The sequence below is a fragment of the Sphingomonas sp. Leaf198 genome (assembly GCF_001424005.1).
Lineage (GTDB): Bacteria > Pseudomonadota > Alphaproteobacteria > Sphingomonadales > Sphingomonadaceae > Sphingomonas.
This window is the reverse complement of record NZ_LMPX01000001.1, coordinates 1191397-1217254: the sequence shown is the minus strand read 5'-3', so window position 1 is coordinate 1217254 and position 25858 is coordinate 1191397. Positions and strand designations below refer to the sequence as shown.

The window sequence follows — 25858 nt, the reverse complement described above, 5'->3', positions numbered from 1 at the left end:
GGAGCCAGACCGTAGGACTTACGCTCGAATGATCGAGCGATCGCCCGAACTTACCGCCCCGACTGTAGGGAGCTTGATCCATCGGCGGTAGCCGGCACGCCAGCCGCATCGGCCGCGGCCGCGCGGCGTTCGGCGCGTGCGTGTTCGCGGAGGAAGTCGCCGACGCCGCGATCGGTGCTGCACAACCGGTCCCAGTGCCGGAAATACAGGCCGTAGTTGCACGCGTAGAGTTCGTGATGCCGCTGGTGATGGCTGGCGGTGATCAGCCAGCCGCCAAGCCGTCCCGACCACATGAACTTCGGGAAGATCTCCCAGCCCATATGGTTGGTGACGCCCATGACCGTCATGATCGTCAGGATGACAGCAAGGGCGCTGATATGGATTGGCACGACGAAGACCAGCAACGGGATCACGACCGCGCCGGTCAGCGCCTCTATCGGATGGAACGCCATCGCCGCCCAGGCGGTCGGCGGTCGGCTGGCATGGTGCAGCGCATGCGCGAGCTTGAACGGCGCGGGCCGGTGCATCCAGCGATGCGTCCAGTAGAACCACGCGTCGTGGAGCAGCAGATAGAGCAGCACCGAGACCGGCCAGTACCAGAGCGGATACGCGTGGATGTCCGCATAGACGCGGGTCCAGCCGCGATGCTGCCAGCCCCAGGCAACCACCCCGGCGGGAACGCCGTAGATCGCCGCCGAGGCGAGGCTCCAGACGATCTCGCGCCGGACCTGCGGGTCGAGGCCCATATACAGGCCCGGATGCTTCCGCCGCGTCGCCCATGCGAACGCGCCCGAGACGGCAAGATAGCGGACGCCAACGATGACGGTCATAGCGATCGCGGACAGCAGAATGGCCAGCATCATAGCGCGCGTCGTGCCGGTTCGGGGTGGCCGGTTCGTACCGTCAGGGCGCGACGTCGGGCGGGCAGGCCCCACCACGGCGTACCCGGCGACAGGTGATGTTCGTGATGATAGCCGCCGAAATGAAAGCACGTCAGCAGCGACAGCAGCGGCGGGATCTTGGCGCTGTGCGCGTGATGGTGGTCCGCAAACGGTTCGTCGCGCTCGCGGTGCGGCAGCCAGGTGCCGAACACGAACAACTGCAACACCGCACCGAGTGCGGGCACCGCCCAGAACACGACGATATTCCCCAGCGGCGCGCCCAGCACGAGCGTGTAGACTAATGCGACGAGCGTGATGCGAACGATCTGCCCGTGCGAATAATAGGTGCGGAAGAACTGTCCGAACCACCCGAGCAAGCTCGGATCGCCACCATGAAAATCGGGATCGCCCGCGGTGCCGGCATGGCGGTGATGGAGATGATGCTGCGGCAACAAGGTCGCGTAGGACAGGCAGGCGTACAGCGAGAGACAGGTCGCGCCGGTCAGGCGGTTGAGCCGCGGATAGCCGGGCGCCAGCGCGCCGTGCATCGAATCATGCGCGACGATGAAGAGACCGGTGCTGAGCCAAGTCTGCACGACCACCATCACGACGGCGATCGGCACGGTGGCCAGGCTCCACCGCCAGAAGAAGATTCCGGTGATGTGGATCGCAAGCCACGCCGCGACGATCGCCGCGGCAAGCGACAGGCCGATCCACGCCTGACGCCGAGCCGCAGCGCCGCGCGAGGCCGGGGGCAGGGGATAGGCGCCGCTCACTGATCCGCCGCTACCGACGGGGCCGCCTGCGCAGATCGTGCGACGCGGCGCTGGGGATCGGCATTGGCGCGCAACTGCGCCTTCAGCACGGCCGGCTTGCGCGCGAACAGGAACCCGTGGCTGACCGTGCCGTCCTTGCCCTCGACCGCGTGGTGAAGCCGGTGCGCTTGCAGCAACCGCTTGAAATAGCCCTGCTTGGGTACCCAGCGAAACCCGCCGCGCTGATGCACCAGCATGTCGTGGACGAACGCGTAGATCCCGCCATAGACGGTGATGCCGAGCGCGCCCCACCAGAGCGGCTCCCACCACAGGCCGACGACGAACAGCATGATCGGCACGATCGCGAACACGATGGCATAATAGTCGTTCTTCTCGAACCACCCGTCATGCTCTTCGTGATGCGATTTATGCCAGCCCCAACCCCAGCCGTGCATCACGTATTTGTGCGCCGCCCAGGCGAAGCACTCCATGAACAGCACCATGCCGGCGACGATCGCGAGTTTCTCGACCCACGACATCAGCGTCTGGCCCCGTGATCGGCCGTTCGATGCGACGATTTCATCATGCGCTCCATATACGCGCTAAGGCGTTGCGATGCGAGGCATTGCGCCGAGAATATCGGTTGCTCGCTGAGGTCGGCGAGCGGTCGTCTTTGAAGCGGCAAGCCGCAAGTTGAGTTCCGTGCTCGGCGCACAGTTGCGCGCATCTGGTATTGCTACCGCCTTGTCACAAAAACGATACCAAAGACTATCATAGGTCTGCCCAGCGTTTGGCTGGGTGGGAATTAATGATGACCCGTATTCTCGTGTCGCGCGTGGCCTTGGCCACCGCGCTCTCTACTAGCGCGCTCGTCGCACAGCCCGCTCTCGCGCAGACCGCGACAACACCCAGCGTTCCCGCAGGCGGCCAAGGTGGCGGAGATACGAACGGCGACGACATCGTCGTGACCGGCCGCGCCGGTACCGAAGGCCAGCGCAAGGTCGAGACGAGCTACGCCATCTCGACGATCTCCGACCGCGATCTCCGACTGCGCGCGCCGGTCGGGGTGGCCGAAGCGCTGAAGCAGGTGCCGGGGTTCTATACCACGCCGACCTCGGGCGAGGTCAGTGCGGGCGTCCGCGTCCGCGGTATCCCTAGCGACGGGTTCCAGACCGTCGCGCTGCTCGAGGACGGCATTCCGATCCAGGGCGATCCCGGGCTCGGCTGGCTCAACGGCGACCAGTCGCTGCGGGTCGACCAGACCGTCGAGCGGATCGAGGTCGTCCGCGGCGGACCGTCGGCGATCTTCTATTCCAACGCCCCCGGCGCGGCGATCAACTTCATTTCGCGGCGCGGCGGCGATACGCTCGAGGGGCTGATCCGCTACGAAGGATCGAGCTACAATTCGCACCGCGTTGACGGCTGGCTCGGCGGACCGATCGGCGACACCGGCTGGCATTTCTTCACCGGGGGTTATTACCGGCTGTCCGACGGCCAGCACCATTCGGGCTTCAGGCAGGACCAGGGCGGCCAGATCCGCGCGACGCTCTCGCGCGATTTCGATCGCGGCTCGGTGTCGTTCGGCGTCAAGCGCATCGACGAACGCGTCGGCTATTGGGGCGGCGGCATCTACACCACCAACGCGGACGGCGACGTCGTCAGCGTTCCCGGCCTCGACAACCGCAAGGACAATATCGCCGGCCCGGACACGCAACATCTGACGTTTCGGACCCCTACTGGACCGATCGCATTCGACAATGCGGTCGGCAGCACGGTCCGCCTCACGCAGCTCAGCGCGCAAGCCGAATACAAGCTGACCGACACGATCAAGATCCAGCAGAACACGCGCTACCGCGACAGCTTCACGCAGCGCAACAGCATCACGCCGTACAATGTATCACCCGCGCAGACCTTCCTGAACGCGAATTACGGCAAGGCGATCAACGCCTCGGCGGGGCAGACGCTCGGACTGTTCTACCGCGATACTGGCACCGCGTTCGATATTGCCAACCAGAACGGCAACGGGCTCGCGCTGGTCGATCTCGCGCGGACGCATACCGTGCCGCTGAGCGAGTTCATCAACGACACGCGGGTCGTGGGCAAGCTCGACCTGCTCGGCCATCACGATCTCGCCATCGGCTTCTATTATGCGCGCGAGAACGAGCGATATGGCGCGAACACCGCGTCGGTGCTGACCGACGTCAAGAACCATGCCGACCTGCTCGACGTCTACCGGCTCGACGCCAGCGGCAACAAGCTCGCGTCGCTGACCGAAGGCGGCATCGTCGGCTACGGCGCTGAGTTCGCCAACGCCAACGGCATTTCGGACAACATCGCGGTCTATGCGAGCGACGAGTGGCAGATCACGCCGAAGCTGCGGTTCGACGGCGGCGTCCGCTACGAACGGATCAAGACAAGCGGTGCGGTCGAGGGCGCGCGGAAGGTCAATCTGGGCCAGAGCCCCACGCTCGCCGATGACTCGGTCGGCACCGGCACGGGCGTCTTCACGCCGTTCTCGCGCAGATATGACGGGTTCGCCTGGACGGCGGGCGCCAATTATCAGCTCCACCCCTATGTCGGCGCGTTCGTGCGCTACACCGACACGTTTCGGCTGCCGGCAGTCTCCAACTTCATCACCAATGCGGGTGCGACGCCGGTGGTGCAGACGCTCAACATGCTGGAGGGCGGGATCAAATACTCGCGCGGCCCGATCGATTTCTACGCGACCGGCTTCCGCACCGTCTACAACAGCTATCAGATCAGCGATTTCCGCACGCTCGCCAACGGCCTGCTGTCGCCGGTCACGGTGTACGGCGACACGATTACGAAGGGCGTCGAACTTGAGGCGACGATCCGCCCCGTCGCGTGGTTCGACCTGCACGGCTCCTGGACCTACCAGGACTCGCGCTTCTCCGATTTCGTCTACACCAACAGCGCGGGCATGCTCACCGACTATTCGCATCACCGCCTGAATGGCATCCCCGAGAACATTTTTCGTGTGACCCCTGGTGTAACGCTGTTCGGCGACACGCTCCGCGTGCAGGCCGACGTCAATTATTCCGGCCAGCTTTATACCGACGTCGCCAACAAGATCAGTCTGCCGTCCTATGTCAGCGTCGACCTGCAGGCGCAGGTCAACGTCACGCCGAAGCTGCAGCTTCAGTTGATCGCGCAGAATGTCACCAACACGCTCGGCCTGACCAACGGCAATCCTCGCGCGGGGACGATCGACAGCAGCGAGGCGGGGCAGGCGGTCTTCATCGGCAGCTCGCTGTACCAGCGCAACGTCCGCGCCGCCGTCAGCTACCGCTTCTAAGCCGGAAGGATACCCATGCTCGATCGTCTCGCGCTCGTCGCGCTCCTGTTTGTATCCTCCTCGGCAGACGCGGCTGCTCCTGTTGCCGTCGATCCGAAGATCCCGCCGGTTGCCAGCCTGACGGAGGGCCAGTGGCTGAAGGGCGATCTCCATCTTCATTCGCGCCACAGCGCCGATTCGAGCAACAACCCCGAGGCGAAGATCATCCGCTTCGCCGAAAACGCCGGGTTCGATTACCTGGCGATCACCGACCACGACAATCACGTCCACGGCGATGTCGCGCACAACACCTGGTCCGACCCCGAGTTCAAGTCGAAGTCGGTGATCCTGCTGTACGGCGCGGAATGGACGACGGTGCGTGGCCACGGCAACGTCTTTTCGGCCAAGCCGTACGACCACCAGCGCCTGTTCGACGTCGAGGACGAGCGCGATGCGAAGATTCTCGCGGTCAAGAAATCGCTCGGCATCCATCTGTCGGCGAACCATCCGAGCGGCAAGGATCATTTCGGCTTCTCCTACGACATGGTCGATTCGATCGAAGTCTGGAACTCGGCGGTCTGGCCGACGAACCTCAACGCGATGATGATCTGGGACGATATGCTCCGATCGGGTCGCAAGCTGACCGGGCGCGGCGGCAGCGATTCGCACCACGGCATCCCCGATACCGCCGCGCAGGCGGTGCCCAACAGCATCCAGGCGACCGCCAATTATGTCGGTACGCCGACGACCTGGGTCTTCGCCAAGACGCGCACCGCGCAGGGCGTGATCGATGCGCTCGGCAACGGCCGCGTCTCGGTCAGTGCCAATCCCGACGATCCGCGGGTCGAGCTGATGGCGGACCGCGACGGCGATGGCCGGATGGACATGATGATGGGCGACAACGCCGCGTCGACCGGCAAGCCGGTGACGTTTCAGGTGAAGTTGGTCGGTGGCGGCATCAAGGGCGCGGCGTACAAGATCAAGGTGGTCAAGGACGGCGAGGATTTCGGCGCCTATACCAGCGACCCCGCGACCGGATCGGCGACGTTTACCGACACGCCGCCGGTCCACGGTCGCACCTACTACCGCGTCACCGTCGAGGGCCCGCAGACGCCCTATCCGCAGGTGCCCAATTCGATGGCGCTCAGCGGCAACATGGTCGCGCTGTCGAACCCGATCTTCTTCAACTTCGACCCGAACTTCTAGCGCGGGGTGAGGCCCGCAACCCGATCCGGGACGAAGCGACCGCGATCAGGTGATCCAGCTCCGCACGCAGGTCGCCGACCACGTCGCCTGCGGCCGCCGGACGACGCAGATCAGCCCGTATCCGAAGGAATCCTGTTCGCGAAAAGACACTTCGACGAGCGCGAGACGTCCGGTTTTTGCGAAAATCGGAGCCGTGAACGTCACGTACCTGGCGTGGCCCTCTTCGTCGGTCGCCGCGCCACGCTTCCCCTTCCATTCACATGCAGGCTTGAAGTTGGGCACCGCATAGGCCGTCGCATTGCCCGCCATGTCCTCGAACTCTTGCGAAGACAGCGAAAGCGAAGCCTTGAAGTCGGGCGTCCAGCTCTGGACGGACAGGATGCGGGAAGCAGCCTGTACATCCGGGGGATACGCTGTCGATCGCGAGTTTGTCGTGGCGGTATAGGCCGCCTGTAGAACGTTGCACGTCCGCGCCGTCGATGCGAATGTCGTCGTGACAGGCGGTGAGCCGGCTGTCACCGGTCCGAGAAGTTCGACCGTCAGTGCCGCCATGATCAACAGCATCGGTTTCCAAAGCTCCCCCGCGTTTGGGCACACTGTCCTGGCCTATATACCATGACGGCGCGGCCAGTGACCAGTCGATGACCGCCGGTCGCCCCTCACGAGCGAACGGCGGTGATCCCAGCTTTTACATCTTCATCGTCAGGCTGAACTGGAACACCCGGCCGGTGTTCATGTAGCCGCCGTTGCGATCGTTCGAGATGTAGCGTTCCGACTTGCCGACCGTCGCCCAATAGGTGTGCTGGTCGAGCAGGTTGCGCGCCGCCACGCCGATCTCGAGGTTTTCGGTGGCGGCGAAGGCGAGGCCGAAGTTCATCTCGCCGATCGGCTGGACGTAGATGTCGGGCTGGCTGTCCTGCACGCTAGCCAGGAAACGACCGGTGTAGTTGTACGACAGGTTGGTGCGGAACTGGCCGGCGGCATAGAAGATCTCGGCATTGTAGATCAGGTTCGGCGCCTGCGGCAGGGTCGATTTCCGGATGTCGGTCGCCGAGATCTGATAGTTCGCTTCGGTGTGCTGGTACGTGATGTTGCCGCCGATCCCGAAATTGCCGAGGAATTTCGACGCCAGCATGTCGCCGATCGTGAAGCGGCCCGACGCCTCGATACCGCGTGCGTTGCCGTCTCGGCCGTTGGCGGGCTGGATCGTCGTCACCGATCCGACGGTGTCGCCGATCGAGCGCGTCCCGGTCGGCACGAGGATGTTCTTGAGCGTCTTGTAATAGAGCGCGACCTGAAGGTAGCGGCCGACGCCGCCGTAATATTCCACGCCCGCGTCATAGCTCCACGCCTCGACCGGTTTAAGGTTCGGGTTGGGCCGGGTGACGGTGATGTTGCCGCTGGAATCGGCCTCGCTCGGCTGGGTCGGGCCGGCGAGCTGGTCGAAGGCCGGACGCGCATAGCTCGATCGCACCGCACCGCGGACGACGAACCGCGCGTCGGGCTTCCATGCCGCCAGCAGGCTGGGGTCGAGGTGATCGTAGTCGCGTCCGGCATCGATGAAATTGCCGCCGACACCGTTCGCGTTGGTCGAGAAATACCGCGCCCGGAAGCTGTTGTCCTCATACCGGAGCCCCGGCATCACCTCCAGCGTCCCGATCGTCAGCGTCGCCGTCGCATAGGCCGCCTTGCGCTTTTCGTTGCCCTTCAGCAGCCCTTGGTTGATCACTGTCGGTGCAACGAGCGACTGGTTCACATACTGGCTGACCTGGGAATCGAGCTGGCTGCGGTCGAGGACCTTGATCCCGCGCGATGGATAATAATCGAGGAAGTCGGTCAGCACATGGCCGTTATACTGGTTGATCGTCGGCCCCTGCACGGTGCCGTTCTGAAGCGGCGTCAGGAACCGGTAGCGCGTGACGTCGGGCGCCAGCGAGCGACCGTCCCGGTCCGAATCCTCGTACAGCCCGCCGATCGCGACGTTGGTCAGCACGCCGGTGCCGTCCCAGCCGATGCTGCCCTTCACGGTCTTCTTGACCTCCGACAGATAGTCGTAGCCCTGCTGGATGTAGAGCTGGCTCGGCCGGTCGAGCGACGCAACATAGGCGCTGGCACCCGACGACAGCACCGGTCGCGGCGACTTCGGGTTCGACAGATCGACAATCACCCCTTGCGTCGCAGGCCCGGTGTTGTTCGCGGTGCCGTTATAGGCGATCCCGCGGAACGCCGCTTCGATCCGCTGCGGCTGGTCGAACCGACCGTCGGCATAGGCGCCTTCGAGCGAGGCGGTGAAGCCGTTCCAGTGGGCCTTGCCGCCGAGTTGTGCGGAGAACAGCTCCTGCTCGACGTCCTCGGTGCGGAAATAGCTGGCCGGGTTGATGCCGAGCGGGGTGTAGACGCCAGCGGCATTGTATGACTGCGTCGTGCCGCCGCCGGTCAGGGTGCGGACCGGGTTGGAGTTGGTCTGGCCGCGCGTCAGTTCGTTGCGCAGCCCGGTCTGGTTCATCGTGTTGGTGTTGAGATAGGTCGCGTAGTTTACTCGCGCGAACAGTTCGACGGGGTCGCCGTGATAGTCGAGCGAGCCGGTCGCGCCGTAGCGCTTGATCTCGTTGTTATAGAAATTCCACTGGACGCCGTCGGCCGACAGCGCGTTCCCGTTGGCGCGGGCGGTGCCGACGTTGAAGGCGGTGGTCTTGTAGTCGTTCTGCACCGCGGTCGATTCCGCGGCGTTGGCACGCTCCTCGTAATAGCCTGCGACATAGACGCCGAACTGATGGTCGCTGCCGAAGCGCCGCGCGGCATCGATGCCGACCGCGCCGCCGAACCCCTTCTGCTTGCGATCGAGCGCGAGCTGTGCGCCTTGGGCGAGGACGCGAGCGCGCGTGAAGTCGGTCGAGAAGTCGAACGCGGTCGGCGTCCGCAGGTCGATGATGCCTGCGATCGAGTCCGAATCCTTGGCCGCCCCGGGCGTCTTGTCGACCGCGATCGCGCCGACCGCGAACGGCGAGAACAGGTTGAGCGAGATCGCCCGCGAGCTGCCGGCGACCTGCGGCAGGCGCAGGCCGTCGAGCGTGTAGGCGTTGTAACCGGTGTCGAACCCGCGGATCGAGACATATTGGGCTTCGCCGGTCGCGCTCTGGTTGCGGCCCTGGTCGCGGCTTACCGAGATGCCGGGCAGTTGCTTGGCGAGATCGGCGATCCCGGTCTGCGAATGGATCGCGACGTCGCCGGTGGTGACGATGTCGATGACGCCGACCGCGTCATGCTCCTCGGCGAGCGCGGTCTGCTGGCGACGGCCGTTGACGACGATGTCGCCGGTGATCGCTTCGCTGACGGTTTGCTTGGGCAGCGTGTCGTCCGTCGTAGCGGCGGCCGGGCTGGTCTGCGCGAACGCAGCCGTGCCGGGGACGACGACGATCGCGGCAGCCAGCGCCCCGCGGGCGACATGGGTCAAAAGAGCAAGCGCGCGCGATCGCTGCCGGCGTACCGGCATCGGGAGTGTCGTGTTCATGGTTTCCCCCCTGGGATGGTTGGGCGGACTGACACGTCCGTCGACCGGGCAGCTAGGACCGATTCGATACCGTTTTATGACAGGATCGTATAATTGTACGAGTTTGGTTATGTTTTACGCTACGGAATGTGCGGATACGCGTCGACGAGCTGACGATCAGCCGAAACTATCAGCCGCTGATCGAACACTGCAATATTCGATGCCGGTCGATCGAAAGCGGTTATAGTGCCCCGATGACACCGACGACCGACACCTTGGCAGACCTTGGCTGGACCGCGCATTTCAGCGAGCAGATTTCGGACGAGGAGGCACAGCACTGCCATCCGGTCCGAGTGATGGCGGTCCACCGCGGCAAGATCGCGGTGGCGGGCGAGGGATCGCGCGACTTTGTCTCGCCCTACATCCCCGGCGCGCAGCCGACCGACGACCACCCGACCGTCGGCGACTGGCTGTTGTTCGACGATGCGATGGGGCATCCGATCCGCGTCCTCCAGCGGATCAACCTGTTCAAACGACGCTCGCCGGCCGATCCGCGCAAGGACCAGATGATCGCGGCCAACGTCGACACCGTGTTCATCGTCGCGTCGTGCAACCAGGATTTCAGCGTCGCGCGGCTGGAGCGGTATCTGGTACTGGCGCGCGAGGTCGGCGTGCAGCCGGTTGTGGTGCTGACCAAGTCCGACCTGACCGATACGCCGGAAACCTTCGCGGCGGCGGCGCGCGCGATCGAACCGGGTTTGCTGGTCGAGACGGTCAATGGCCGCGACCCGGCCGACGTCGCGCGGCTCGCGGCGTGGTGCGGTCCGGGCAAGACCGTGGCGTTTCTCGGATCGTCGGGCGTCGGCAAGTCCACGCTCGTCAATACGTTGCGCGGCTCCGACAGTATCGCGACCCAGGCGATCCGCGCCATCGACGGGACCGGTCGCCACACCACGACGGTGCGCGAGATGCATCGGCTCGAACAGGGCGGGTGGCTGCTCGATCTGCCGGGGATGCGCGAGCTGCAACTGTCCGAGGCGGCCTCGGGCATCGCCGAGGTCTTCGACGATTTCACGCTGATCGCGCAGGAGTGCCGCTTCTCGGACTGTTCGCACCGCGTCGAACCGGGCTGCGCGATTCAGGCGGCGATCGCTGCGGGGACGCTGACCCCGGAGCGGTTCGACCGCTGGCGCAGGCTCGCGGCGGAGGAAAAGGGACCGGTGTCGACCGGCGGCCGGCGGCGATCCTAAGCGTGAGTCATGCCAAGGTTCGGCGTGTTCCGGTCTCTGCCGCTACGCCGATGCTGTGATGAACGATGCCAACCCTTCGCACCGTCCCGCGCTGCATTTCGTCGGGTTTCGGGGAGACGAATATTCGCGTGCGATCCGTATCTTCGGCCCGCCGGACTTCATCCATGTCGGCTGGGACAGCTGGGCCAAGCTGGACGTGGCGGCTGGCGACGTCGTGGTGTTCGCACGCGGCACGTTCGACGATCCGCCGTCCGCCTACGGTTTCCCGGATATCTACGAAGCGGCGGACGACGCGTCCGCCTGACAGGCTTACTTGCGCTTCTGCTTGACCGCGGTGCTTCCGCACGGAAATTTCGCCCGTAACGCGTTCCGCACGACGAAGGATGGCGCATCGGTCCATTGCTCGTCGTGCATGCGCAGGTATCGACGGACCGACGCGACGGTCTCCAGCGTCGAGGCGGTCGCGGGTTTCGGACAGATCTGGCGCGCCTGCGACAGCGTGTCGAACGCGCCGATGATATAGCCGGTGCAGAAGGTGGCGGCAGGATCGGTGTCCTTGCCGCGACAGTCGCTGACCAGTTGCTCGGTCGTCAGCGAACTGACCACGACGGGCGCTTTCGACGCGGCGAGTGCGGCAATCATCAACAGGATCATGCGGTTCTTCTCTTCGATCGAGCGGGTGTAACGGTCATGCAGCGGGATCGCTTTGCGCCGCGCCGTCGAGATACGGCAGCAGGCGGAGGCGCGGGAATACCTCGTCCAGCGTCTTCGTGTCCGGCAGGATGTAGACCACGCCGCCGGCCTTCTTGAACAGCGGGCTGAGCTTGCGCGTATAGAAGGGCGTGCCGACGTTGACGCAGCCGAACGAGATCCGGTTGTCGTCGGGCGACGGCGACAGGAGCCGCTGGACGCGCTTCTCTTTCTTGTTGGTGGTGATGACCGCGTGGATCGCGACGGAATTGGCGTAGTCCACCCAGAGCACGCGCTCATGGCCGAACGCGCGACCGAACTTGGCGACATACCGACCAGCGGGTGTCGTCCGTTCGGCGGGCCCGATGTCTTCGAGCTTCTTGGCCCCGACCCCCGGGGTCGAATCGTCGCCGATGCCGATGCCGAGCAGGACGGGCGTCTGTCCGAGCAACGTGCCGTCTGCCTTGAACAGATAGAGCAAAGCGGCCGGCTTATCGATGACGATATAGGGGAGGGTGGCGTTGTCCTGCGCCGCCTTGACCCAAGCCATCACCCGAGATGCGGATTCTGTCGGAATGGGAGCGGGCACCGGGGGAGCAACGCTCGCGACCTTCCGTTTTGAAGGTGGGCGTTTTGCAGATGCGCCCTTTCCAGACGTGCCTTTTACCGACGGGCGCTTGGCAGGACCGGTTTTCGCGTTCGCCGCTTTCTTGGCAGGTCGAGTGCTGGCGTCGGCGGTCTGGGCATTCGCGAGGCAAGGTGCCGCCACAAGCGACACCAAGGCGGCGATCCGAAACGCAAAAGAAAACGGCTCTGACGCCATCGTTCGAAGATTGATCATTCGACGATTTAGCAGAGCCGTTTTCCGTTACAAGTGCCGGTTACCCGGCATTAGGTGTTCGGCGATCAGCCGCGCGGCTTGCGCGCGCGCTGCTTCTGGAGCTGCTGCATCTGCTGGTCGACGCCATCGACGCGGCCGTTGAGCTGGTCGATCCGCTGACCATTCTGCTGTGCCTGGCCGGCTGCAGCCTGGGCCTGGGTCAGCGCCTGGCCGGATACGCCCTCGACCGTGCGCAGACGTCCGTCGATGCCGTCGATGCGGGTGTTCACCGTGGCGATCTGATCGTTGACATAGCCCTTGGTCGCGCAGCCGCCGAGGCTGACCGAACCGAGCAGGATCATCGCAACTGCCGAACGCTTTGCAAAGTTAGAATTCATTCCCTCACCTCATCTGTAGTGGTATTTCCCGGCGACCAAGGTCCCGGCCCGATCCGTTTGGCAATTCGTTTTGGCTGAAATGTGTCCGTTACGGGTCCAATCGAAGGAGCGATTTTGCACAAAACGGGGCGCATCCGACGGCGGTTTCGCGGTTCCGACGTCGTGGCAGCGAATACTTCGTTAGGTTGTATGTTATTGGCACCGCGTCGTTTTTCAGGCGTCGGCGTCATGAAGGATCCATCGTCACGGCGTCCATCCGCCGCCTTCGGCCCGTGTCGGGGCGTTCACCTCTGATCGTTTGCGCCGTTTTCGAACCACTCCGCATAGGGCGTGTTGGCGACCATGCGGCGGTTGAGGTCCGGTGTGCCGTCATCCCACCAGACCGGCCCGCGTTCGCCGAGCGCGACCTTCGCACGATCGACGCCCGCCCGCGCCTCCGCCAATGCCGCCTTGTCGGCCTTGCGCAACGCGACCCCCACCGCGCGTCTGGCCTGCATCAGCTCGGCGACCAGCGCGGTACGGCGGTCCTCGGATAGCGAGGGATCGGCGCGACGCCATAGCCTGCCGCGGACGACGAAGTAGCGGCCGTCCGGGGTTACCGGATGAACGTCCACGGGCACGCCTCAGCGGGTCTTCTTGGCCGGCGACGCGGTGAAATCGGGATCCTTCTTCGCGACCCAGTCGACGAACTTGCGGATGGTCGGATTGGCAAGCAGGCTGTCGACATCCATCCCGGCGCGCTGCAGTTCCGAATTGGTGAAATTGGTGGTCAGCGTCTGCTGGCAGACCGGGTGCATCGGCACGACATCGCGCCCGCCCCGGCTTTTCGGCACCGGGTGATGCCAGACGATCGTCGTCCCGGTCGGGCGGCCGCACAACCAGCATGGCACCGCCGGGGGAACGTCGTGCTCCTCCGCCGCCTGCGGGTCTTCATAGGGCATGTGTTTCGAATGCTTGCGGGCCATGGTGTACCTGAACTCTCTCGAAGGGCGCTTCCGACGGGGGTGACCCAAAGCCGTTCCGTCCGTGTCGCGCAAGCAGGCTTTGGGTGAAAGGTTGCGCGCGCTGCATCCCTACCGACGTGAAACGCGTTTGCGTCCTGTCCGTCGTTTGATCGACAGCGAACATTCAAATTGCCTGGAGCCGTTTCATGCCGAAGACCGTCATCGCCGACCTGTTCGCCGAAACGCTGCATCTGGCCGGGGTCGAGCGCATCTACGGGGTGGTCGGCGACAGCCTCAACGGGCTAACCGACAGCTTGCGGCGCCAGGGAAAGATCGAGTGGATCCATATGCGCAACGAGGAGGCGGCTGCGTTCGCCGCGGGTGCCGAGGCGCAATTGACCGGTCGGCTCGCGGTCTGCGCCGGGTCGTGCGGCCCCGGGAACATGCATCTGATCAACGGCCTGTACGACTGCAACCGGACCCGGGTGCCGGTGCTGGCGATCGCCGCGCAGATCCCGAGCGGCGAGATCGGCTCGAACTATTTCCAGGAAACGCGTCCCGAGGCGCTCTTCCGCGAATGCAGCGTGTATTGCGAGACGATCTCCGACGCCGACCAGATGCCGCGCACGCTGGAAACCGCGATCCGCGCCGCGGTCGGCCACCGCGGTGTTTCGGTCGTCGCGATGCCGGGCGATGTCGCGTTGCGCTCCACCACCGGGACGCTGGCGCGGTCGGCGGGCGCCTTGTTGCCGCCGCGCGCCATGACGGTCCCGGCGGACGCCGATATCGCCGAGCTGGCCACGCTCCTGAACGGTGCCGGCAAGGTGACGATCCTCGCCGGCCGCGGGTGTCGGACCGCGCACGCCGAACTGCTCGAAGTCGCCGAACGGCTCCAGGCGCCGATCGTCCACGCGCTCGGCGGCAAGGAGTTCGTCGAATACGACAACCCCTATGATGTCGGCATGACCGGGTTGATCGGCTTTTCGAGCGGGTACGATGCGATGATGGGCTGCGACGTGCTGCTGATGCTCGGCACCGACTTTCCCTACCGCCAATTCTATCCAGTCGACGCCAAGGTCGCGCAGATCGACCTGCTTCCCGAAAATCTGGGACGGCGGACCGCGATCGATATCGGGCTGGTCGGCGATGTCGGCGCGACGCTCGCGGCGCTGATGCCGCATCTGACGGGCGCCCGCGACGGCGCGTTCCTGAAATCCGCGCGCGACAATTACGCCGACGCGCGCAAGGGTCTCGACGAGCTCGCCGATGGCACCCCCGGCAGCGGCGTGATCCATCCCCAGCACGTCGCCCGAGTCGTCAGCGATATCGCGGCGGACGATGCGGTGTTTGCCTGCGACGTCGGCACGCCGACGATCTGGGCGGCGCGCTATCTGAAGATGAACGGGCGCCGCCGGCTGATCGGATCGTTCAACCACGGATCGATGGCCAACGCGTTGCCGCAGGCGATCGGCGTGCAGGCCAGCTTCCCGGATCGCCAGGTCGTCACGCTGTCGGGCGATGGCGGCCTGGCGATGCTGATGGGAGAGCTGCTCACCGTCCGTCAGCTCGGGCTGCCGGTGAAGATCATCGTCTTCAACAACGGTACTTTGGGCTTCGTCGAGATGGAGATGAAGGCGGCGGGGCTGGTCGAAACCGGCGTCGCGCTCGATAATCCGGACTTCGCGGCGATGGCGCGCGCGATCGGGATCCACGGCGTGCGGGTCACCGATCCGGGCGAGGTGGAGGCCGGCATCCGCGACGTCCTGGCACATCCGGGACCCGCGCTGCTCGATGCGGTGACGGCGCGCACCGAGCTGTCGATGCCGCCTAAGATCACGCTCGAGCAGATGAAGGGCTTCACGCTCTACATGGCCAAGGCGATCATCAGCGGTCGTGGCGACTCGGTCGTCGAGCTCGGCAAGACCAACGTTGGGCTGCTGAAGCGCTTGTTCTGATCGGACGGGACGCGCGTCACTGGTAGCGCGCGGTCCGGTCGAAGCCGCTGTTCGTCTTGGCCATCTTGGCGAGCTTGCGGACGTAGGCTCGGGCGTGGCGGTCGAACCGCGTGTCGTCATACACGCCGCGCCAGATGAACTCGTCACGGTCGAGCAGCGCCTTGAGGTCGGCGGCAAAGCGCTTCTGGTCGGCCGCCGAGTCCTTCGCCTGCATCAGCGTGCAGACCATCTCCTCGGCGGTTGCCTTGTCGCAGTCGTCCTGCTGGCCATAGCCGCCACGTTCCGCGACGACCTGATCCGACCGCGCGGCGGCGATCCGGGCGTCGAGCCATTTGCGCACCTGTGCCGCGTTCCAGTCGGTCGGATTCGTGTCTGCCATTGCTCGTTCCTGATTGCGGTGCCGCTCGCGGGACCGCCGGTCTCTTCTTACGTGCGGGCTGCAATACCGCGTGCGACGCGCTTTGTAAGATAGCGCCGTACATTGCGTGCCAAGACGCTGGTGGATCGTACGAAACCCGCCTATACCGCTCGGTATGGAATTGACCTGGCCGCGTTCGAAGCGTGCGCATGGGTTGCAGGTAGGAGAGTGCGATGCCGATACTCGTCAATGGATCGGCGGTCGCTTTGCCCGACGATCCCCGCGTCTCGCTGCTCGATCTGTTGCGCGAGGGACTGCACCTTTCCGGTACGAAGAAGGGCTGCAACCAGGGCGCATGCGGCGCGTGCACGGTGCTGGTCGACGGCGAGCGTATCCTGTCGTGCCTCGCATTGGCGGTCCAGTATGACGGGCGTCGGGTCACGACGATCGAGGGACTGTCGGACGGGAATGCGCTGCACCCGTTGCAACAGGCGTTCATCGACCATGACGGCTTCCAGTGCGGCTATTGCACGCCAGGCCAGATCTGCTCGGCAATCGGCATGGCGGCGGAAGCGAAGCGCGGCGTACCGAGTAACGTCAGCGCCGATCTCACCGCGGATGTGCAGCTGACGCGCGAGGAATTGCAGGAGCGAATGAGCGGCAATCTGTGCCGATGCGGCGCGCATAACGGCATCATCGACGCGATCCGCGAAACCGTCGCGGCGGAGATGGCGGCATGACCCCCTTCGCCTATGCGCGGGCCGGCGATACCGCCGAAGCGCTCCGTCTCGGCCATGCGGACGCGGCGGCCTATCTTGGCGGCGGGACCAATCTGGTCGACCTGATGCGCGAGACGGTAGCCAAGCACGACACGCTTGTCGACGTCACCGGGCTGTCCGACGCGATCACCGAGACGGCGGATGGTGGGCTGCTGATCGGGGCGGCGGTGCGCAATACCGCGCTTGCCGAGCATGCGGGGGTACGTGCGCGCTACCCGATGCTGTCGCGGGCGATCCTCGCGGGGGCATCGGCGCAGATCCGCAACATGGCGACGGTCGGCGGCAACCTGCTCCAACGCACCCGCTGCACCTATTTCTACGACACCGACGGTTCGCGCTGCAACAAGCGGGCGCCCGGCGAGGGCTGCGATGCGGTCGGGGGCTTCACGCGTATCCATGCAATTCTGGGTGCATCTGAGGCCTGCGTCGCGACGCATCCGTCCGACCTGTGCGTTGCATTTGCCGCGCTCGATGCGGTCGTTCATGTCGAGGGCCGCGGCGGCGCGCGCGCGCTTCCGTTTGGCGAACTGCACCGCCTGCCGGGCGATCGTCCCGATCTCGACACGGTGCTGGCGGCGGGCGACCTGATCACCGCGATCGAACTGCCCGCGATGCCGTTCGCGGCGACCTCGACCTACCGCAAGGTTCGCGATCGGGCGAGCTATGCCTTCGCACTGATCTCGGTCGCGGCGGCGCTCGACGTGGTCGACGGGCAGGTCAGGGACGTGCGTATCGCGCTCGGCGGCGTGGCGCACAAGCCGTGGCGCGCGACCAAGGCGGAGGCGCTGCTGCTGGGTGGCCCGGCGACCGAGGCGGCGTTTCTCGCGGCGGCGATCGCCGAACTCGCCGACGCCAGGCCGCTCCGCGACAATGGCTTCAAGATCGAACTCGCGAAACGGACGATCGTCGCCGTCCTTGGCGACCTGGGAGTATCCGCATGAGCATCGTCGATACCGGCAAGCAGACCGCGCAGGGTCTGGTGCAGGGTGCGGTCAGCAAATTGGTCCCGCTCGCGCCGGACAGCTGGGTTCCCGGCGTCGTTCCCGATCCGCTGATCGCGCGTCAGCACGGCCTGATCGGTACATCGGTGTCGCGACTGGATGGTCCGTTGAAGGTGAAGGGCGCTGCGCGGTTCGCGGCCGAATTCGCGCTCGACGACATGGTCTATGCCGCGCTGGCGTTCGCGACGATCCCGCGCGGGCGGATCGCGACGCTCGACGTGGCAGCGGCGGAGGCTTCGGCTGGCGTCGTTGCGGTGATGACGTATCGCAATGCGCCGCGGATGAACCAGCCCGCGGTGTTCGGGTCGGGACCGACCGCGGCGGCGCCGGCCGACCTGCCGATCATGCAGGACGATCGCGTTGCCTGGAACGGGCAGCCGATCGCGGTGGTTCTGGCCGAAACGCAGGAACAGGCCGACCACGCCGCGTCGCTGGTCGTCGCGACCTACGCCGTAGAGCCATCGATCACGTCGTTTGCGGCCGCAAAGGCCAAGGGCGCCGAGCCGGCGACCTTCATGGGCCAACCGCTGTCGAACACAATCGGCGATGCCGACGCCATGCTCGCAACCGCCTCGCACAAGGTCGACCACGTCTATCGGACACCGCGCCACAACCACAACGCGATCGAGCCCCACGCCGCGACGATTGCTTGGACGGGGGACGAGCTGGTCATCCACGACGCTAGCCAGCTGGTGACGATGGCGGCGGCGACGATCGCCGACGTGTTCGACCTGAAGGCCGAGCAGGTCCGCGTGACCTCTCCCTATGTCGGTGGGGGATTTGGCGGCAAATGTCTGTGGGATCACCAGATCCTCGGCGCCGCAGCGGCCAGGCTGGTCGGGCGTCCGGTCCGGATTACGCTCACGCGCGAAGGCGTCTACCGCGGGGTCGGCGGACGTACGCTGACCGAGCAGCGCGTCGCGATCGGTGCGGACGCGACCGGCCATTTCCAGGCGCTGATCCACGCCGGGACGACCGCGGATACGCCGCACAACCACATGCCCGAACCGTTCATCCTCGGCACGCGCGCGGGCTATGCCGCGGACAGTATCAAGCTGTCGGTCGACGTCGTGAAGATCGACATGCTCGCCAACACGTTCATGCGCGCGCCCGGCGAGTCGGTTGGGACGTTCGCGCTGGAATCGGCGATCGACGAACTCGCGGTCGAGCTCGGCATCGACCCGATCGACCTGCGTCTGCGCAACGAGCCGGAGGTGGATCCGACGTCGGGCCTTCCGTTCTCGTCGCGGCACATCGTCGAGGCGTGGCGTGCGGGTGCGGATGCATTCGGCTGGGGCGACCGTGCGCTGCCGGGCGCGCGACGCGAGGGTGAATGGCTGATCGGGATGGGCTGCGCGACCGGGACCTATCCCTATTACCGGATGCCGGGAGCGGCAGCGCGGATCACGCTCGATCGCGCGGGCACGGCGCTGGTCGAGGTCGCGGCGCACGAAATGGGGATGGGGACGTCGACGACCACGGCGATGGTCGCCGCGGAACGGATCGGACTGCCGCTCGATGCGGTCGAGGTTCGCTATGGCGATTCGATCATTCCCGGGTCGATCCTCGCGGGTGGATCGCAGCAGACGGCCGCGATCGGCGGCGCGGTGATCGCCGCGCATAACGCGCTGGTGGCGGAGTTGTTGAAACTCGCCGGCAACGATTCACCGCTTGCCGGACTTTCGCCGGACGAGGTCGGCAGCGAGGATGGCGGTCTCGCCAAGCTCGATGATCCGACCCGGTGCGAATCTTATGTCTCGATCCTCGGCCGGGCGCAGCGCGATGCGGTCAGCGTGTCGGCGGAAGGGTCGCCGCCGCTGGAGCAGATGCACTGGTCGATGCACTCGCATAGCGCGATTTTCTGTGAGGTCCGCGTCAATGCGGTGACGGGGGAGGTGCGCGTCACTCGCTTCCTGGGGTCGTTCGATTGCGGCCGGATCCTCAATCCGAAGACCGCGCGCAGCCAGTTCCGCGGCGGGATGATCATGGGTCTCGGGCTTGCGCTGATGGAGGAAACCGACTTCGACGAGCGCAACGGTCGTATCATGAACCCCAGTCTCGCCGAATATCACATACCGGTGCATCTCGACGTGCCCGAGATCGAGGTGATATGGACCGACATCGCCGACCCGTACACGCCGATGGGTGCGCACGGAATCGGCGAGATCGGCATCACCGGGGTAGCCGCAGCAGTCGCGAACGCGATCTATAACGCGACCGGAACGCGGGTTCGCGATCTGCCGATCACGTTGGACAAGTTGCTGGTTTGAAACCTATCGGCGCTATTGGAAATGCTACGGACAACCGGCCGTCCAATGTCTCGCGCGACGACCGGTTTTTCGTAGAGGGTTCAGTCGGCTGGTCCGATCAACCTCGCTTTTTTGTTTCCGGCATTGCGACCAAATACAGTGCCAGACCGAGCCCGGCGACGACCGCCAGCGTGAGGAAACCGGCGGTATAGCCAGCGCCGACGATGATCGCGCCAGCTAGTGAGGCCGACAGCGCTGCGCCGAGGCCTTGTGCGCTCGCGACCGCGCCCTGGCTGACGTTGAAGCGCCCGGTGCCCTTGGTCAGGTCGGCGATCACCACCGGGAACAACGCGCCGAAGATGCCGGCGCCAATGCCGTCTAGCGCCTGGACCCCGACCAGCCACCACGGATCGTTCGACACGGTGTAGAGCGCACCGCGTACAGCGAGGAACGCGAAGGCGACGAGGAAGAGTGGCTTGGTGCCCCATTTCTCGGTGTTGCGCCCGACGACGATCGCGACCGGCACCATCACCAACTGCGCGGCGACGATGCAGGCGGCGGTGAGCGATGTCGCCTGGTCCTTGCCGACCGTGCGCGAGAGAAGCTGGCTGACCGACGTCAGCATCGCGGCATTGGCGAGGTGGAACAGGAATGCGGTCACCGCGAAGATCATCAGCGGCTTGTTCTCGATCAGCGCCTTCCAGCCGCTCGGCTCATCGCAATCGTCGTCCGGTTCGCAGTCGAGACCCCGCGCGACCGCGTTGTCGATCGCGCCGTTGTCGATCCGCGACGCGGTGACGATGCTCGCCACGGTCAGTCCGCCCATCAACCAGAACACGACGACGGGGCCGAACTTCCACGCCAGCACGCCAGCCAGAGCGGCGGATACCGCGTTGCCCGCATGATTGAAGGCTTCGTTCCGTCCGACGCGCTTGGCGAAGAGCTTGGGTCCGACCAGCCCGAGCGTGATCGCCGAGATTGCGGGTGCGAACACGGCGCCCGCGACAGCAGCGATCGACTGGGTGATGGCCACGACCGTGAAACCCGTGACGATCGGCAGCGAGATGCTGCTGAGCGTGACCAGCAACGCTGCGATCATCACGATCCGCGGCTTGTTCCTGGTGCGATCGATCAGGCTGCCGGCAGGGGTCTGCGAGATCAGGCCGACGATCCCGGCGATCGTCAGGACTGCGCCGACGGTCGCCTCGTTCCAGCCATGCGCGGGTCCGCGGACCGCGAGCAGGTAGATGGCGAGATATGGCCCCAACCCATCGCGCACGTCGGCGAGGAAGAAGTTTAGCGCATCGAGCGTCCTGGTCGGGACGGATGTGCTGCCTTGTTCGTCCCGCGTGTCCGTTGCGGAAGGCGCATCCGTCATAGCCATGAGAATTCCTGAAACTTGTTGTCGAGCGCCCGACATTGTCCGCGAAGCGGCCGTCGTCGGATCGTTAAATCGACCGACGCCTGGAAAGTTTCGACGATTGTATAATATCGAGCGTGTAATTTAGGTAATGATCTCATGACCTAAACTGAAACTGAACGGCGCCGGTCACTTTCGGGGCCAACCGGGACCGATCACTGCGTGCCGGTCATCGCCGTGAAATTGTGCGAGCCGCTACCGGATGCGAGCAGGTCCGGGCGGGGGGTAATCGGAGCCGCGCGAACCGCGACCAGGGTCACACCGGGACCGATCGCGAACCGGGTTCGGCGCTGGAGATACCCAGGCGTCTCGACCGCCTGGGTCAGGACGATGCTGTGCGGGTAGGCCAGCCGCCGTCGTTCGCCGACGACGACCACGCCGCGAATCCCGAGGCGGTCCAGCGTGGCTGCTGCCTCGCCAGGGGTTCGCGCGGTCAGGACATAGCCGCGGCCCATGAAGTCGCTGGTCGACAGCCACTGCGAGGCCCTGGCCACCCAGATCTGCCGTCGGCCACGATCGGCATAGGCTGCCGCAGCGATCACCGCGCCTTCGCCGCCGGCGCGACCGTCGACCAGCCAGAGACCGGGCGTGTCGACCATGGTCCGCGCGATTGGCGGCGCGCCGAGATCGGGCTTGGCGGTCAATTGAGCCAGCGCGACCGCGGGGACGACGAGCGCGCCGAAGGTGCACGCGACCGCCGCCACACGGGAGACCGCGCCGAGCCGCCACAGGGTTCGAACGCCCAGCGCGACGAGGATGGCGCACCATGGCAGTAACGGCAGGACGTAGCGGTCGACCAAGGCGACCGGAATGGCGGCCTGGAAGATCAGGGTGGCGAGGATCATCGCCACCGAGAGCCTGACGACCGGCCCTACGCGTCCGTCGCGCCACCCCCAGATCGTTCCGATCAGCAGGAGAAGTATCCCGCTCCAGCCGATATTGGCGCGCACCGCCTGAAGATTGGTAACGAGCGAGTCCCAGGCATAGGCGAGACCCGGGGCATAGTTGAAGCCCCCAGCCGAAATTCTGAACGAGATCAGATACCATGGCAGGATCAGCACACCGGTCACCGCTCCGGTAACCCACAGTTTGCGGTCGCGCAGCAGGTGCCAGCGGCGCGACAGGACGATGTCGATCGCGGGGACGAGGACGATAAGCAGGCCGTTGCCCTTCACCAGTGTCGCGAACACCGCGAGCGCGGAGAACAGCGCGAAACGCCACCATGACGGCGTTTCGGCCGCGGTCAGCCAGGCGATGCCGGCGAGTCCGACGACCAGCGTCACCGGCTGGTCGAGGAGGAAATAGCGCGCGCTTTCAGCCTCCAGGGGCAGGAGCAACACGACGAATGCGGCGGCAATCGCCAGGCGCGGCGCGCCGGCGCGGAACAGGCCCCAGCCCACGAGCGACGCCGGCAGCCCGGCGATGAACGCGCTGAGGATCGCGGCGGCGAAAGGCGAGGGGCGCAGTACCGCGAACAGCGGCGCGAGCAGCGCGTACCAGCCGGGGGGCCAGTGGCCGATCGAGAGCTTTGGAAAGTGGGCGTAGAAATCCTGCGCGAACGTCATCGGCGAGGGTAGCCCGGCGCGCAACCAGTCGCCGATGAACAGCGTGTTGATATAATGCGAGGACTCATCGGGATCGATGAAGCTCGCCGAAAGCCCGCCCGTCAGCGCAGCGAGCGCCAGCGCCGCCAGCCCAAGCAGTGGCGCGAGTGCGATCGTTCGCGTGACGGCCCCCCGGTTGGTCATCGCGCAAAACTAGCCGACCAGGCGCCCGAAAACCATGATCATTCGGTACCATCGCGCGGACGGGGCCGGGTGGACCGAAGCCGATGCCTTGGGAGGCAAAGGACTTCGGTCCGAGGACCTAACGGCGGGTCAGAACGCGCCGGACAGCGTGAAGAACACCTGCCGCGGCGGCGTCGCATAGCTGTTGTAGGTCGTGCTCGCCGCGCCGACGACGACTTCGTAGATGCCCTTGCGGTTGGTCAGATTGGTGACGTTGACCGAAAACCGCGTGTTCTTCAGGCCGAGACCGCCGATCGGTGGCAGCGCGTACCCGGCCTGCGCGCTCAGCAGGACGCGGCCCGGCACCGACTGATCGTTGGTGTACGTGGCGAAGCGGCGGCCGACGAAGTCACCGATCACCTGGACGTCGAACGGGCCGTCGTTCGCGCTGGCGACGACCTTGTTGAGCCATTTGGCGGTGTTGGGGACGTATTTACCCGCAGTCGGGACCGTCGCGGTGCCGCTGGTATAGTTGTCGTCGTATTTCGAGCTGTTGTACGACAGCGCATCGTACAGCGAGAAATGCGGCCCGAACCGGACCGTCGTGGCGAAATCGACGCCGTTGGTCGTCACGCCACCGACGTTTTGCAGGATCGATACGCCGCCGACGACCGACGCGATCACCGGGGTCGCGCTGATCTGCAACAGGCGGTTGCTGAAATCGACGTGGTAGTAGTTCACTTGGCCTTCGATCGCGGTGATCGGGCCGAGCGACACCTGGCGATGCGAGCGGACGCCCGCCTCGTAGGTCCACGAGCTTTCGGGCGACGTATCGGCCTTCAACTGGTCGAACGCCTGCTGACTGCCGAGATTATACGGCGACAGCCCGGCGGCGACCGACGTCTGGAACTGGCGGACGTTCTTCTGCACGTTGGCGAACAGCTGTTCCGACGATGTCACATCCCACGTCCCGCCGATCGCGGGCAGGAACCATTTCTTGGTGCTGATCCTGCCTTCGGGCAGGCCGGTCGAGGCCCCCGACAACGCGCCCGGCAGCGGCTGGACCGGTACTGCGCCATTGGCGAACTGCAGGCTCGACTTGAAGCCCGCCTCCAGCGTGACTGCGGGCGTGACGTGCCAGCGATCCTGGAGGTGGAACTGGACAATATCGACATCGACATCGCTGCCATATTGGGTCAGGCGGCGCAGTGCGGGGTCGGCGCGGACATAGGGCGTCGAGGGATTGTCGATCGGGAACGCGTACCAGCGGCGGCGGACGGTGTTCGCGTTGTGCTCGTACCAGCCGCCCAGCTCGATCTCGTGATTGCCGGCGTCGATGGCGAGCCGCGACAACAGGCCTTCGCGGTCGACGGTGTATTCGGTGGTCCGCAGCGCATAGCCTGAATTGCCGAACACCTGCTTCAGGTTCTGGCCAGGATAATAGATGCGGAACAGCGCTGGCAGGCCCGCCACGGTGATCGGTCCGGCGATCTGCCCTTCGCCGTCGTCGTGATGGTAATAGACCTGGTTCGAGAACGTCACGGCGTCCGAGAAGCGGTAATCGAGCTTCGCATAGCCCAGATAGTCCTTGCGCTGCGCATCGCCGTAATAGTTCAGATAATTGGCCGGTGCGTTGGCGGGGACGTTGCCGTTGGCATCGAGATACGCAAGCGCCGCGCCGAAGTTCGGATAGAGCAGGCTGCGGTAATAGGGCTCGATCCCGCCGGCATTGTGCGCGACCGAATCCTGGTTCGGCTCCTGCTTGTCGGAAAAGGCGAAATAGCCGGTCAGCGTGACGTGGCTGTCCTTGTGGACGAACTTCGCGTTGACCTGATAGCCGCCCTGTTTCGCGTCGAACTCCCACGCGCGGGCCTTCTGGCGGACCGCGGACACATAGCCGCTGTTGGTGCCGCCCAGGACGTCGAATTCGCCGCTGTCGACCCGCAGATAGCTGCGCTGCGCATCGTAGCTGCCGAGCGTCTGCGCGAAGCGGAGGCCGAGATCGCGCGCGGGATCGCTCGTGAAGGTCTCGACCGCGCCACCGAGATTGCTGGCCGACGCCGTGCCGAGATCGGCGGCCCCCGACGACAGGCGCACCTGGCCGACATTCTCGCTGATGACCGCGCGCTGCGGCGAGAGGCCGTTGAAATTGCCGTAGGATTGGTCGCCCAGCGGAACGCCGTCGAGCGTGAAGCCGAGCTGGTTCTGGTTGAAGCCGTGGACGACCAGCGAGATGTTCTGCTCGTTGTTGCCCCACGGGTCGGCGGTTTCGAACTGGACACCGGGCAGGGTCTGGATCGCCTTGACCGGACTGACGCCCGGCATCGTCTTCTGCATCTCGACCCCCGACAGCGCGACCGACGACCGCGTCGTGCGGCTGGCGGTCACCATGATCGTGCCGTCTGCGGTCGCCTCGGGTGGCGTGTCCTGGGTCGCGTTGGTGGGCTCAGCATCGGCGCTGGCCTCACCGTTTGCTTGCGCCGGTGTGGCCTGCGCGGTCGACGGCGTTGCGCAGGCCATGATCCCGATCGCCGCCGACGACAGAAAAAGCGAAGCGCGATGCACGCCCCGGAACTCGAACATTGCAGATCCCTTGTCGCCGCCCAAACGCGGCCTGAGGGCGGCCACTACGGAGCGTCC

22 protein-coding genes are annotated in these 25858 nt (G+C 65.4%); 8 read left to right on the top strand and 14 right to left on the bottom strand.

The genetic code is table 11. From position 1 onward, the window contains the following. Positions 1-50: 50 nt before the first annotated feature. From ASG20_RS05425 to ASG20_RS05415, 3 genes are read right to left on the bottom strand one after another with little or no spacing between them, the layout of a single operon-like run. The gene (locus tag ASG20_RS05425) at positions 51-863 is read right to left on the bottom strand and encodes a sterol desaturase family protein (protein WP_056049503.1); all 813 of its coding nucleotides are present in this window, start codon (positions 861-863) and stop codon (positions 51-53) included. After that, positions 860-1657, bottom strand: coding sequence for a fatty acid desaturase (locus ASG20_RS05420; protein WP_231420458.1), 798 nt, complete (start codon positions 1655-1657; stop codon positions 860-862). Before ASG20_RS05420 ends, ASG20_RS05425 begins: the two co-directional genes overlap by 4 nt. Next, positions 1654-2175, bottom strand: coding sequence for a sterol desaturase family protein (locus ASG20_RS05415; RefSeq protein ID WP_056049501.1), 522 nt, complete (start codon positions 2173-2175; stop codon positions 1654-1656). The genes ASG20_RS05420 and ASG20_RS05415 overlap by 4 nt, the downstream gene beginning before the upstream one ends. 272 nt (positions 2176-2447) lie before the next feature. On the opposite strand from ASG20_RS05415, the gene ASG20_RS05410 reads away from it, so the two are divergent. Together ASG20_RS05410 and ASG20_RS05405 are read left to right on the top strand one after the other, a co-directional pair. Then, on the top strand, positions 2448-4952 hold the full coding sequence (locus ASG20_RS05410; RefSeq protein WP_168371603.1) for a TonB-dependent receptor: 2505 nt from the start codon (positions 2448-2450) through the stop codon (positions 4950-4952). Between the two features lie 15 nt (positions 4953-4967). Further along, complete coding sequence (locus ASG20_RS05405; RefSeq protein ID WP_056049496.1) at positions 4968-6137, top strand: CehA/McbA family metallohydrolase; 1170 nt, start codon at positions 4968-4970, stop codon at positions 6135-6137. Between the two features lie 45 nt (positions 6138-6182). Here the strand turns inward: ASG20_RS05405 and ASG20_RS05400 are convergent, their stop codons facing one another. Both ASG20_RS05400 and ASG20_RS05395 read right to left on the bottom strand, forming a co-directional pair. Continuing rightward, positions 6183-6701 (bottom strand): hypothetical protein, encoded by a 519-nt coding sequence (locus ASG20_RS05400; protein ID WP_056049494.1) that lies wholly within the window; start codon positions 6699-6701, stop codon positions 6183-6185. Positions 6702-6825: 124 nt separating this feature from the next. After that, a complete protein-coding gene (locus ASG20_RS05395) occupies positions 6826-9648 on the bottom strand; it encodes a TonB-dependent receptor (protein WP_056049491.1) in 2823 nt (940 codons plus the stop codon). A gap of 233 nt (positions 9649-9881) precedes the next feature. On the opposite strand from ASG20_RS05395, the gene rsgA reads away from it, so the two are divergent. Together rsgA and ASG20_RS05385 are read left to right on the top strand one after the other, a co-directional pair. After that, the gene (gene rsgA / locus ASG20_RS05390) at positions 9882-10877 is read left to right on the top strand and encodes a ribosome small subunit-dependent GTPase A (protein ID WP_056050489.1); all 996 of its coding nucleotides are present in this window, start codon (positions 9882-9884) and stop codon (positions 10875-10877) included. A gap of 58 nt (positions 10878-10935) precedes the next feature. After that, positions 10936-11181: a hypothetical protein gene (locus ASG20_RS05385; RefSeq protein ID WP_056049488.1), complete on the top strand. Its 246-nt coding sequence runs from the start codon at positions 10936-10938 to the stop codon at positions 11179-11181. A 5-nt stretch (positions 11182-11186) separates the two neighbouring features. Here the strand turns inward: ASG20_RS05385 and ASG20_RS05380 are convergent, their stop codons facing one another. The 5 genes from ASG20_RS05380 to ASG20_RS05360 form a co-directional block, all read right to left on the bottom strand. Then, the gene (locus ASG20_RS05380) at positions 11187-11531 is read right to left on the bottom strand and encodes a Rap1a/Tai family immunity protein (RefSeq protein ID WP_056049485.1); all 345 of its coding nucleotides are present in this window, start codon (positions 11529-11531) and stop codon (positions 11187-11189) included. 34 nt (positions 11532-11565) lie between these two features. Continuing rightward, the gene (locus ASG20_RS05375; protein ID WP_231420454.1) at positions 11566-12117 is read right to left on the bottom strand and encodes a L,D-transpeptidase; all 552 of its coding nucleotides are present in this window, start codon (positions 12115-12117) and stop codon (positions 11566-11568) included. A 356-nt stretch (positions 12118-12473) separates the two neighbouring features. After that, positions 12474-12785 (bottom strand): hypothetical protein, encoded by a 312-nt coding sequence (locus ASG20_RS05370; RefSeq protein WP_236698741.1) that lies wholly within the window; start codon positions 12783-12785, stop codon positions 12474-12476. Positions 12786-13069: 284 nt separating this feature from the next. Beyond that, complete coding sequence (locus ASG20_RS05365) at positions 13070-13399, bottom strand: hypothetical protein (protein ID WP_082470736.1); 330 nt, start codon at positions 13397-13399, stop codon at positions 13070-13072. Between the two features lie 9 nt (positions 13400-13408). Further along, entirely contained in the window at positions 13409-13750 is a 342-nt protein-coding gene (locus ASG20_RS05360; RefSeq protein WP_056049475.1) for a hypothetical protein, read from the bottom strand. Positions 13751-13935: 185 nt separating this feature from the next. Here ASG20_RS05360 and poxB point away from each other — a divergent pair, with 185 nt between their 5' ends. Beyond that, the gene (gene poxB / locus ASG20_RS05355) at positions 13936-15684 is read left to right on the top strand and encodes a ubiquinone-dependent pyruvate dehydrogenase (protein ID WP_056049472.1); all 1749 of its coding nucleotides are present in this window, start codon (positions 13936-13938) and stop codon (positions 15682-15684) included. A 16-nt stretch (positions 15685-15700) separates the two neighbouring features. Here the strand turns inward: poxB and ASG20_RS05350 are convergent, their stop codons facing one another. Then, on the bottom strand, positions 15701-16063 hold the full coding sequence (locus tag ASG20_RS05350; RefSeq protein WP_056049469.1) for a hypothetical protein: 363 nt from the start codon (positions 16061-16063) through the stop codon (positions 15701-15703). 212 nt (positions 16064-16275) lie between these two features. Between ASG20_RS05350 and ASG20_RS05345 the strand changes: the two genes are divergently transcribed. Genes ASG20_RS05345 through ASG20_RS05335 form a run of 3 tightly spaced genes read left to right on the top strand, consistent with a single transcriptional unit; the run spans position 16276 to position 20092 of the window. Beyond that, complete coding sequence (locus tag ASG20_RS05345; protein ID WP_056049467.1) at positions 16276-16782, top strand: 2Fe-2S iron-sulfur cluster-binding protein; 507 nt, start codon at positions 16276-16278, stop codon at positions 16780-16782. Then, positions 16779-17762 carry an FAD binding domain-containing protein gene (locus ASG20_RS05340; RefSeq protein WP_056049464.1) on the top strand — a complete coding sequence of 328 codons (984 nt, stop codon included), beginning with the start codon at positions 16779-16781 and terminating at the stop codon, positions 17760-17762. Before ASG20_RS05345 ends, ASG20_RS05340 begins: the two co-directional genes overlap by 4 nt. Continuing rightward, positions 17759-20092, top strand: a complete 2334-nt coding sequence (locus tag ASG20_RS05335) for a xanthine dehydrogenase family protein molybdopterin-binding subunit (RefSeq protein ID WP_056049461.1) — start codon at positions 17759-17761, stop codon at positions 20090-20092. The genes ASG20_RS05340 and ASG20_RS05335 overlap by 4 nt, the downstream gene beginning before the upstream one ends. Positions 20093-20189: 97 nt before the next feature. Here ASG20_RS05335 and ASG20_RS05330 read toward each other — a convergent pair whose 3' ends face one another. The 3 genes from ASG20_RS05330 to ASG20_RS05320 all read right to left on the bottom strand — a co-directional run bounded on the left by ASG20_RS05330 (position 20190) and on the right by ASG20_RS05320 (position 25801). After that, positions 20190-21455 carry an MFS transporter gene (locus tag ASG20_RS05330; protein ID WP_231420449.1) on the bottom strand — a complete coding sequence of 422 codons (1266 nt, stop codon included), beginning with the start codon at positions 21453-21455 and terminating at the stop codon, positions 20190-20192. Positions 21456-21646: 191 nt separating this feature from the next. Further along, entirely contained in the window at positions 21647-23239 is a 1593-nt protein-coding gene (locus ASG20_RS05325) for an ArnT family glycosyltransferase (RefSeq protein WP_056049455.1), read from the bottom strand. 129 nt (positions 23240-23368) lie between these two features. Further along, positions 23369-25801, bottom strand: coding sequence for a TonB-dependent receptor (locus ASG20_RS05320; RefSeq protein WP_201780674.1), 2433 nt, complete (start codon positions 25799-25801; stop codon positions 23369-23371). Between the last annotated feature and the right edge of the window lie 57 nt (positions 25802-25858).

Excerpts from the sequence above, each read along its gene's own strand:
- ASG20_RS05425 (WP_056049503.1), bottom strand. The coding sequence starts at position 863 with ATGATGCTGGCCATTCTGCTGTCCGCGATCGCTATGACCGTCATCGTT.
- ASG20_RS05415 (WP_056049501.1), bottom strand. The coding sequence starts at position 2,175 with ATGTCGTGGGTCGAGAAACTCGCGATCGTCGCCGGCATGGTGCTGTTC.
- ASG20_RS05410 (WP_168371603.1), top strand. The coding sequence starts at position 2,448 with ATGACCCGTATTCTCGTGTCGCGCGTGGCCTTGGCCACCGCGCTCTCT.
- ASG20_RS05405 (WP_056049496.1), top strand. The coding sequence starts at position 4,968 with ATGCTCGATCGTCTCGCGCTCGTCGCGCTCCTGTTTGTATCCTCCTCG.
- ASG20_RS05400 (WP_056049494.1), bottom strand. The coding sequence starts at position 6,701 with ATGCTGTTGATCATGGCGGCACTGACGGTCGAACTTCTCGGACCGGTG.
- ASG20_RS05395 (WP_056049491.1), bottom strand. The coding sequence starts at position 9,648 with ATGAACACGACACTCCCGATGCCGGTACGCCGGCAGCGATCGCGCGCG.
- rsgA (WP_056050489.1), top strand. The coding sequence starts at position 9,882 with ATGACACCGACGACCGACACCTTGGCAGACCTTGGCTGGACCGCGCAT.
- ASG20_RS05385 (WP_056049488.1), top strand. The coding sequence starts at position 10,936 with ATGAACGATGCCAACCCTTCGCACCGTCCCGCGCTGCATTTCGTCGGG.
- ASG20_RS05380 (WP_056049485.1), bottom strand. The coding sequence starts at position 11,531 with ATGATCCTGTTGATGATTGCCGCACTCGCCGCGTCGAAAGCGCCCGTC.
- ASG20_RS05375 (WP_231420454.1), bottom strand. The coding sequence starts at position 12,117 with ATGGCTTGGGTCAAGGCGGCGCAGGACAACGCCACCCTCCCCTATATC.
- ASG20_RS05370 (WP_236698741.1), bottom strand. The coding sequence starts at position 12,785 with ATGAATTCTAACTTTGCAAAGCGTTCGGCAGTTGCGATGATCCTGCTC.
- ASG20_RS05360 (WP_056049475.1), bottom strand. The coding sequence starts at position 13,750 with ATGGCCCGCAAGCATTCGAAACACATGCCCTATGAAGACCCGCAGGCG.
- poxB (WP_056049472.1), top strand. The coding sequence starts at position 13,936 with ATGCCGAAGACCGTCATCGCCGACCTGTTCGCCGAAACGCTGCATCTG.
- ASG20_RS05350 (WP_056049469.1), bottom strand. The coding sequence starts at position 16,063 with ATGGCAGACACGAATCCGACCGACTGGAACGCGGCACAGGTGCGCAAA.
- ASG20_RS05345 (WP_056049467.1), top strand. The coding sequence starts at position 16,276 with ATGCCGATACTCGTCAATGGATCGGCGGTCGCTTTGCCCGACGATCCC.
- ASG20_RS05340 (WP_056049464.1), top strand. The coding sequence starts at position 16,779 with ATGACCCCCTTCGCCTATGCGCGGGCCGGCGATACCGCCGAAGCGCTC.
- ASG20_RS05335 (WP_056049461.1), top strand. The coding sequence starts at position 17,759 with ATGAGCATCGTCGATACCGGCAAGCAGACCGCGCAGGGTCTGGTGCAG.
- ASG20_RS05330 (WP_231420449.1), bottom strand. The coding sequence starts at position 21,455 with ATGGCTATGACGGATGCGCCTTCCGCAACGGACACGCGGGACGAACAA.
- ASG20_RS05325 (WP_056049455.1), bottom strand. The coding sequence starts at position 23,239 with ATGACCAACCGGGGGGCCGTCACGCGAACGATCGCACTCGCGCCACTG.
- ASG20_RS05320 (WP_201780674.1), bottom strand. The coding sequence starts at position 25,801 with ATGTTCGAGTTCCGGGGCGTGCATCGCGCTTCGCTTTTTCTGTCGTCG.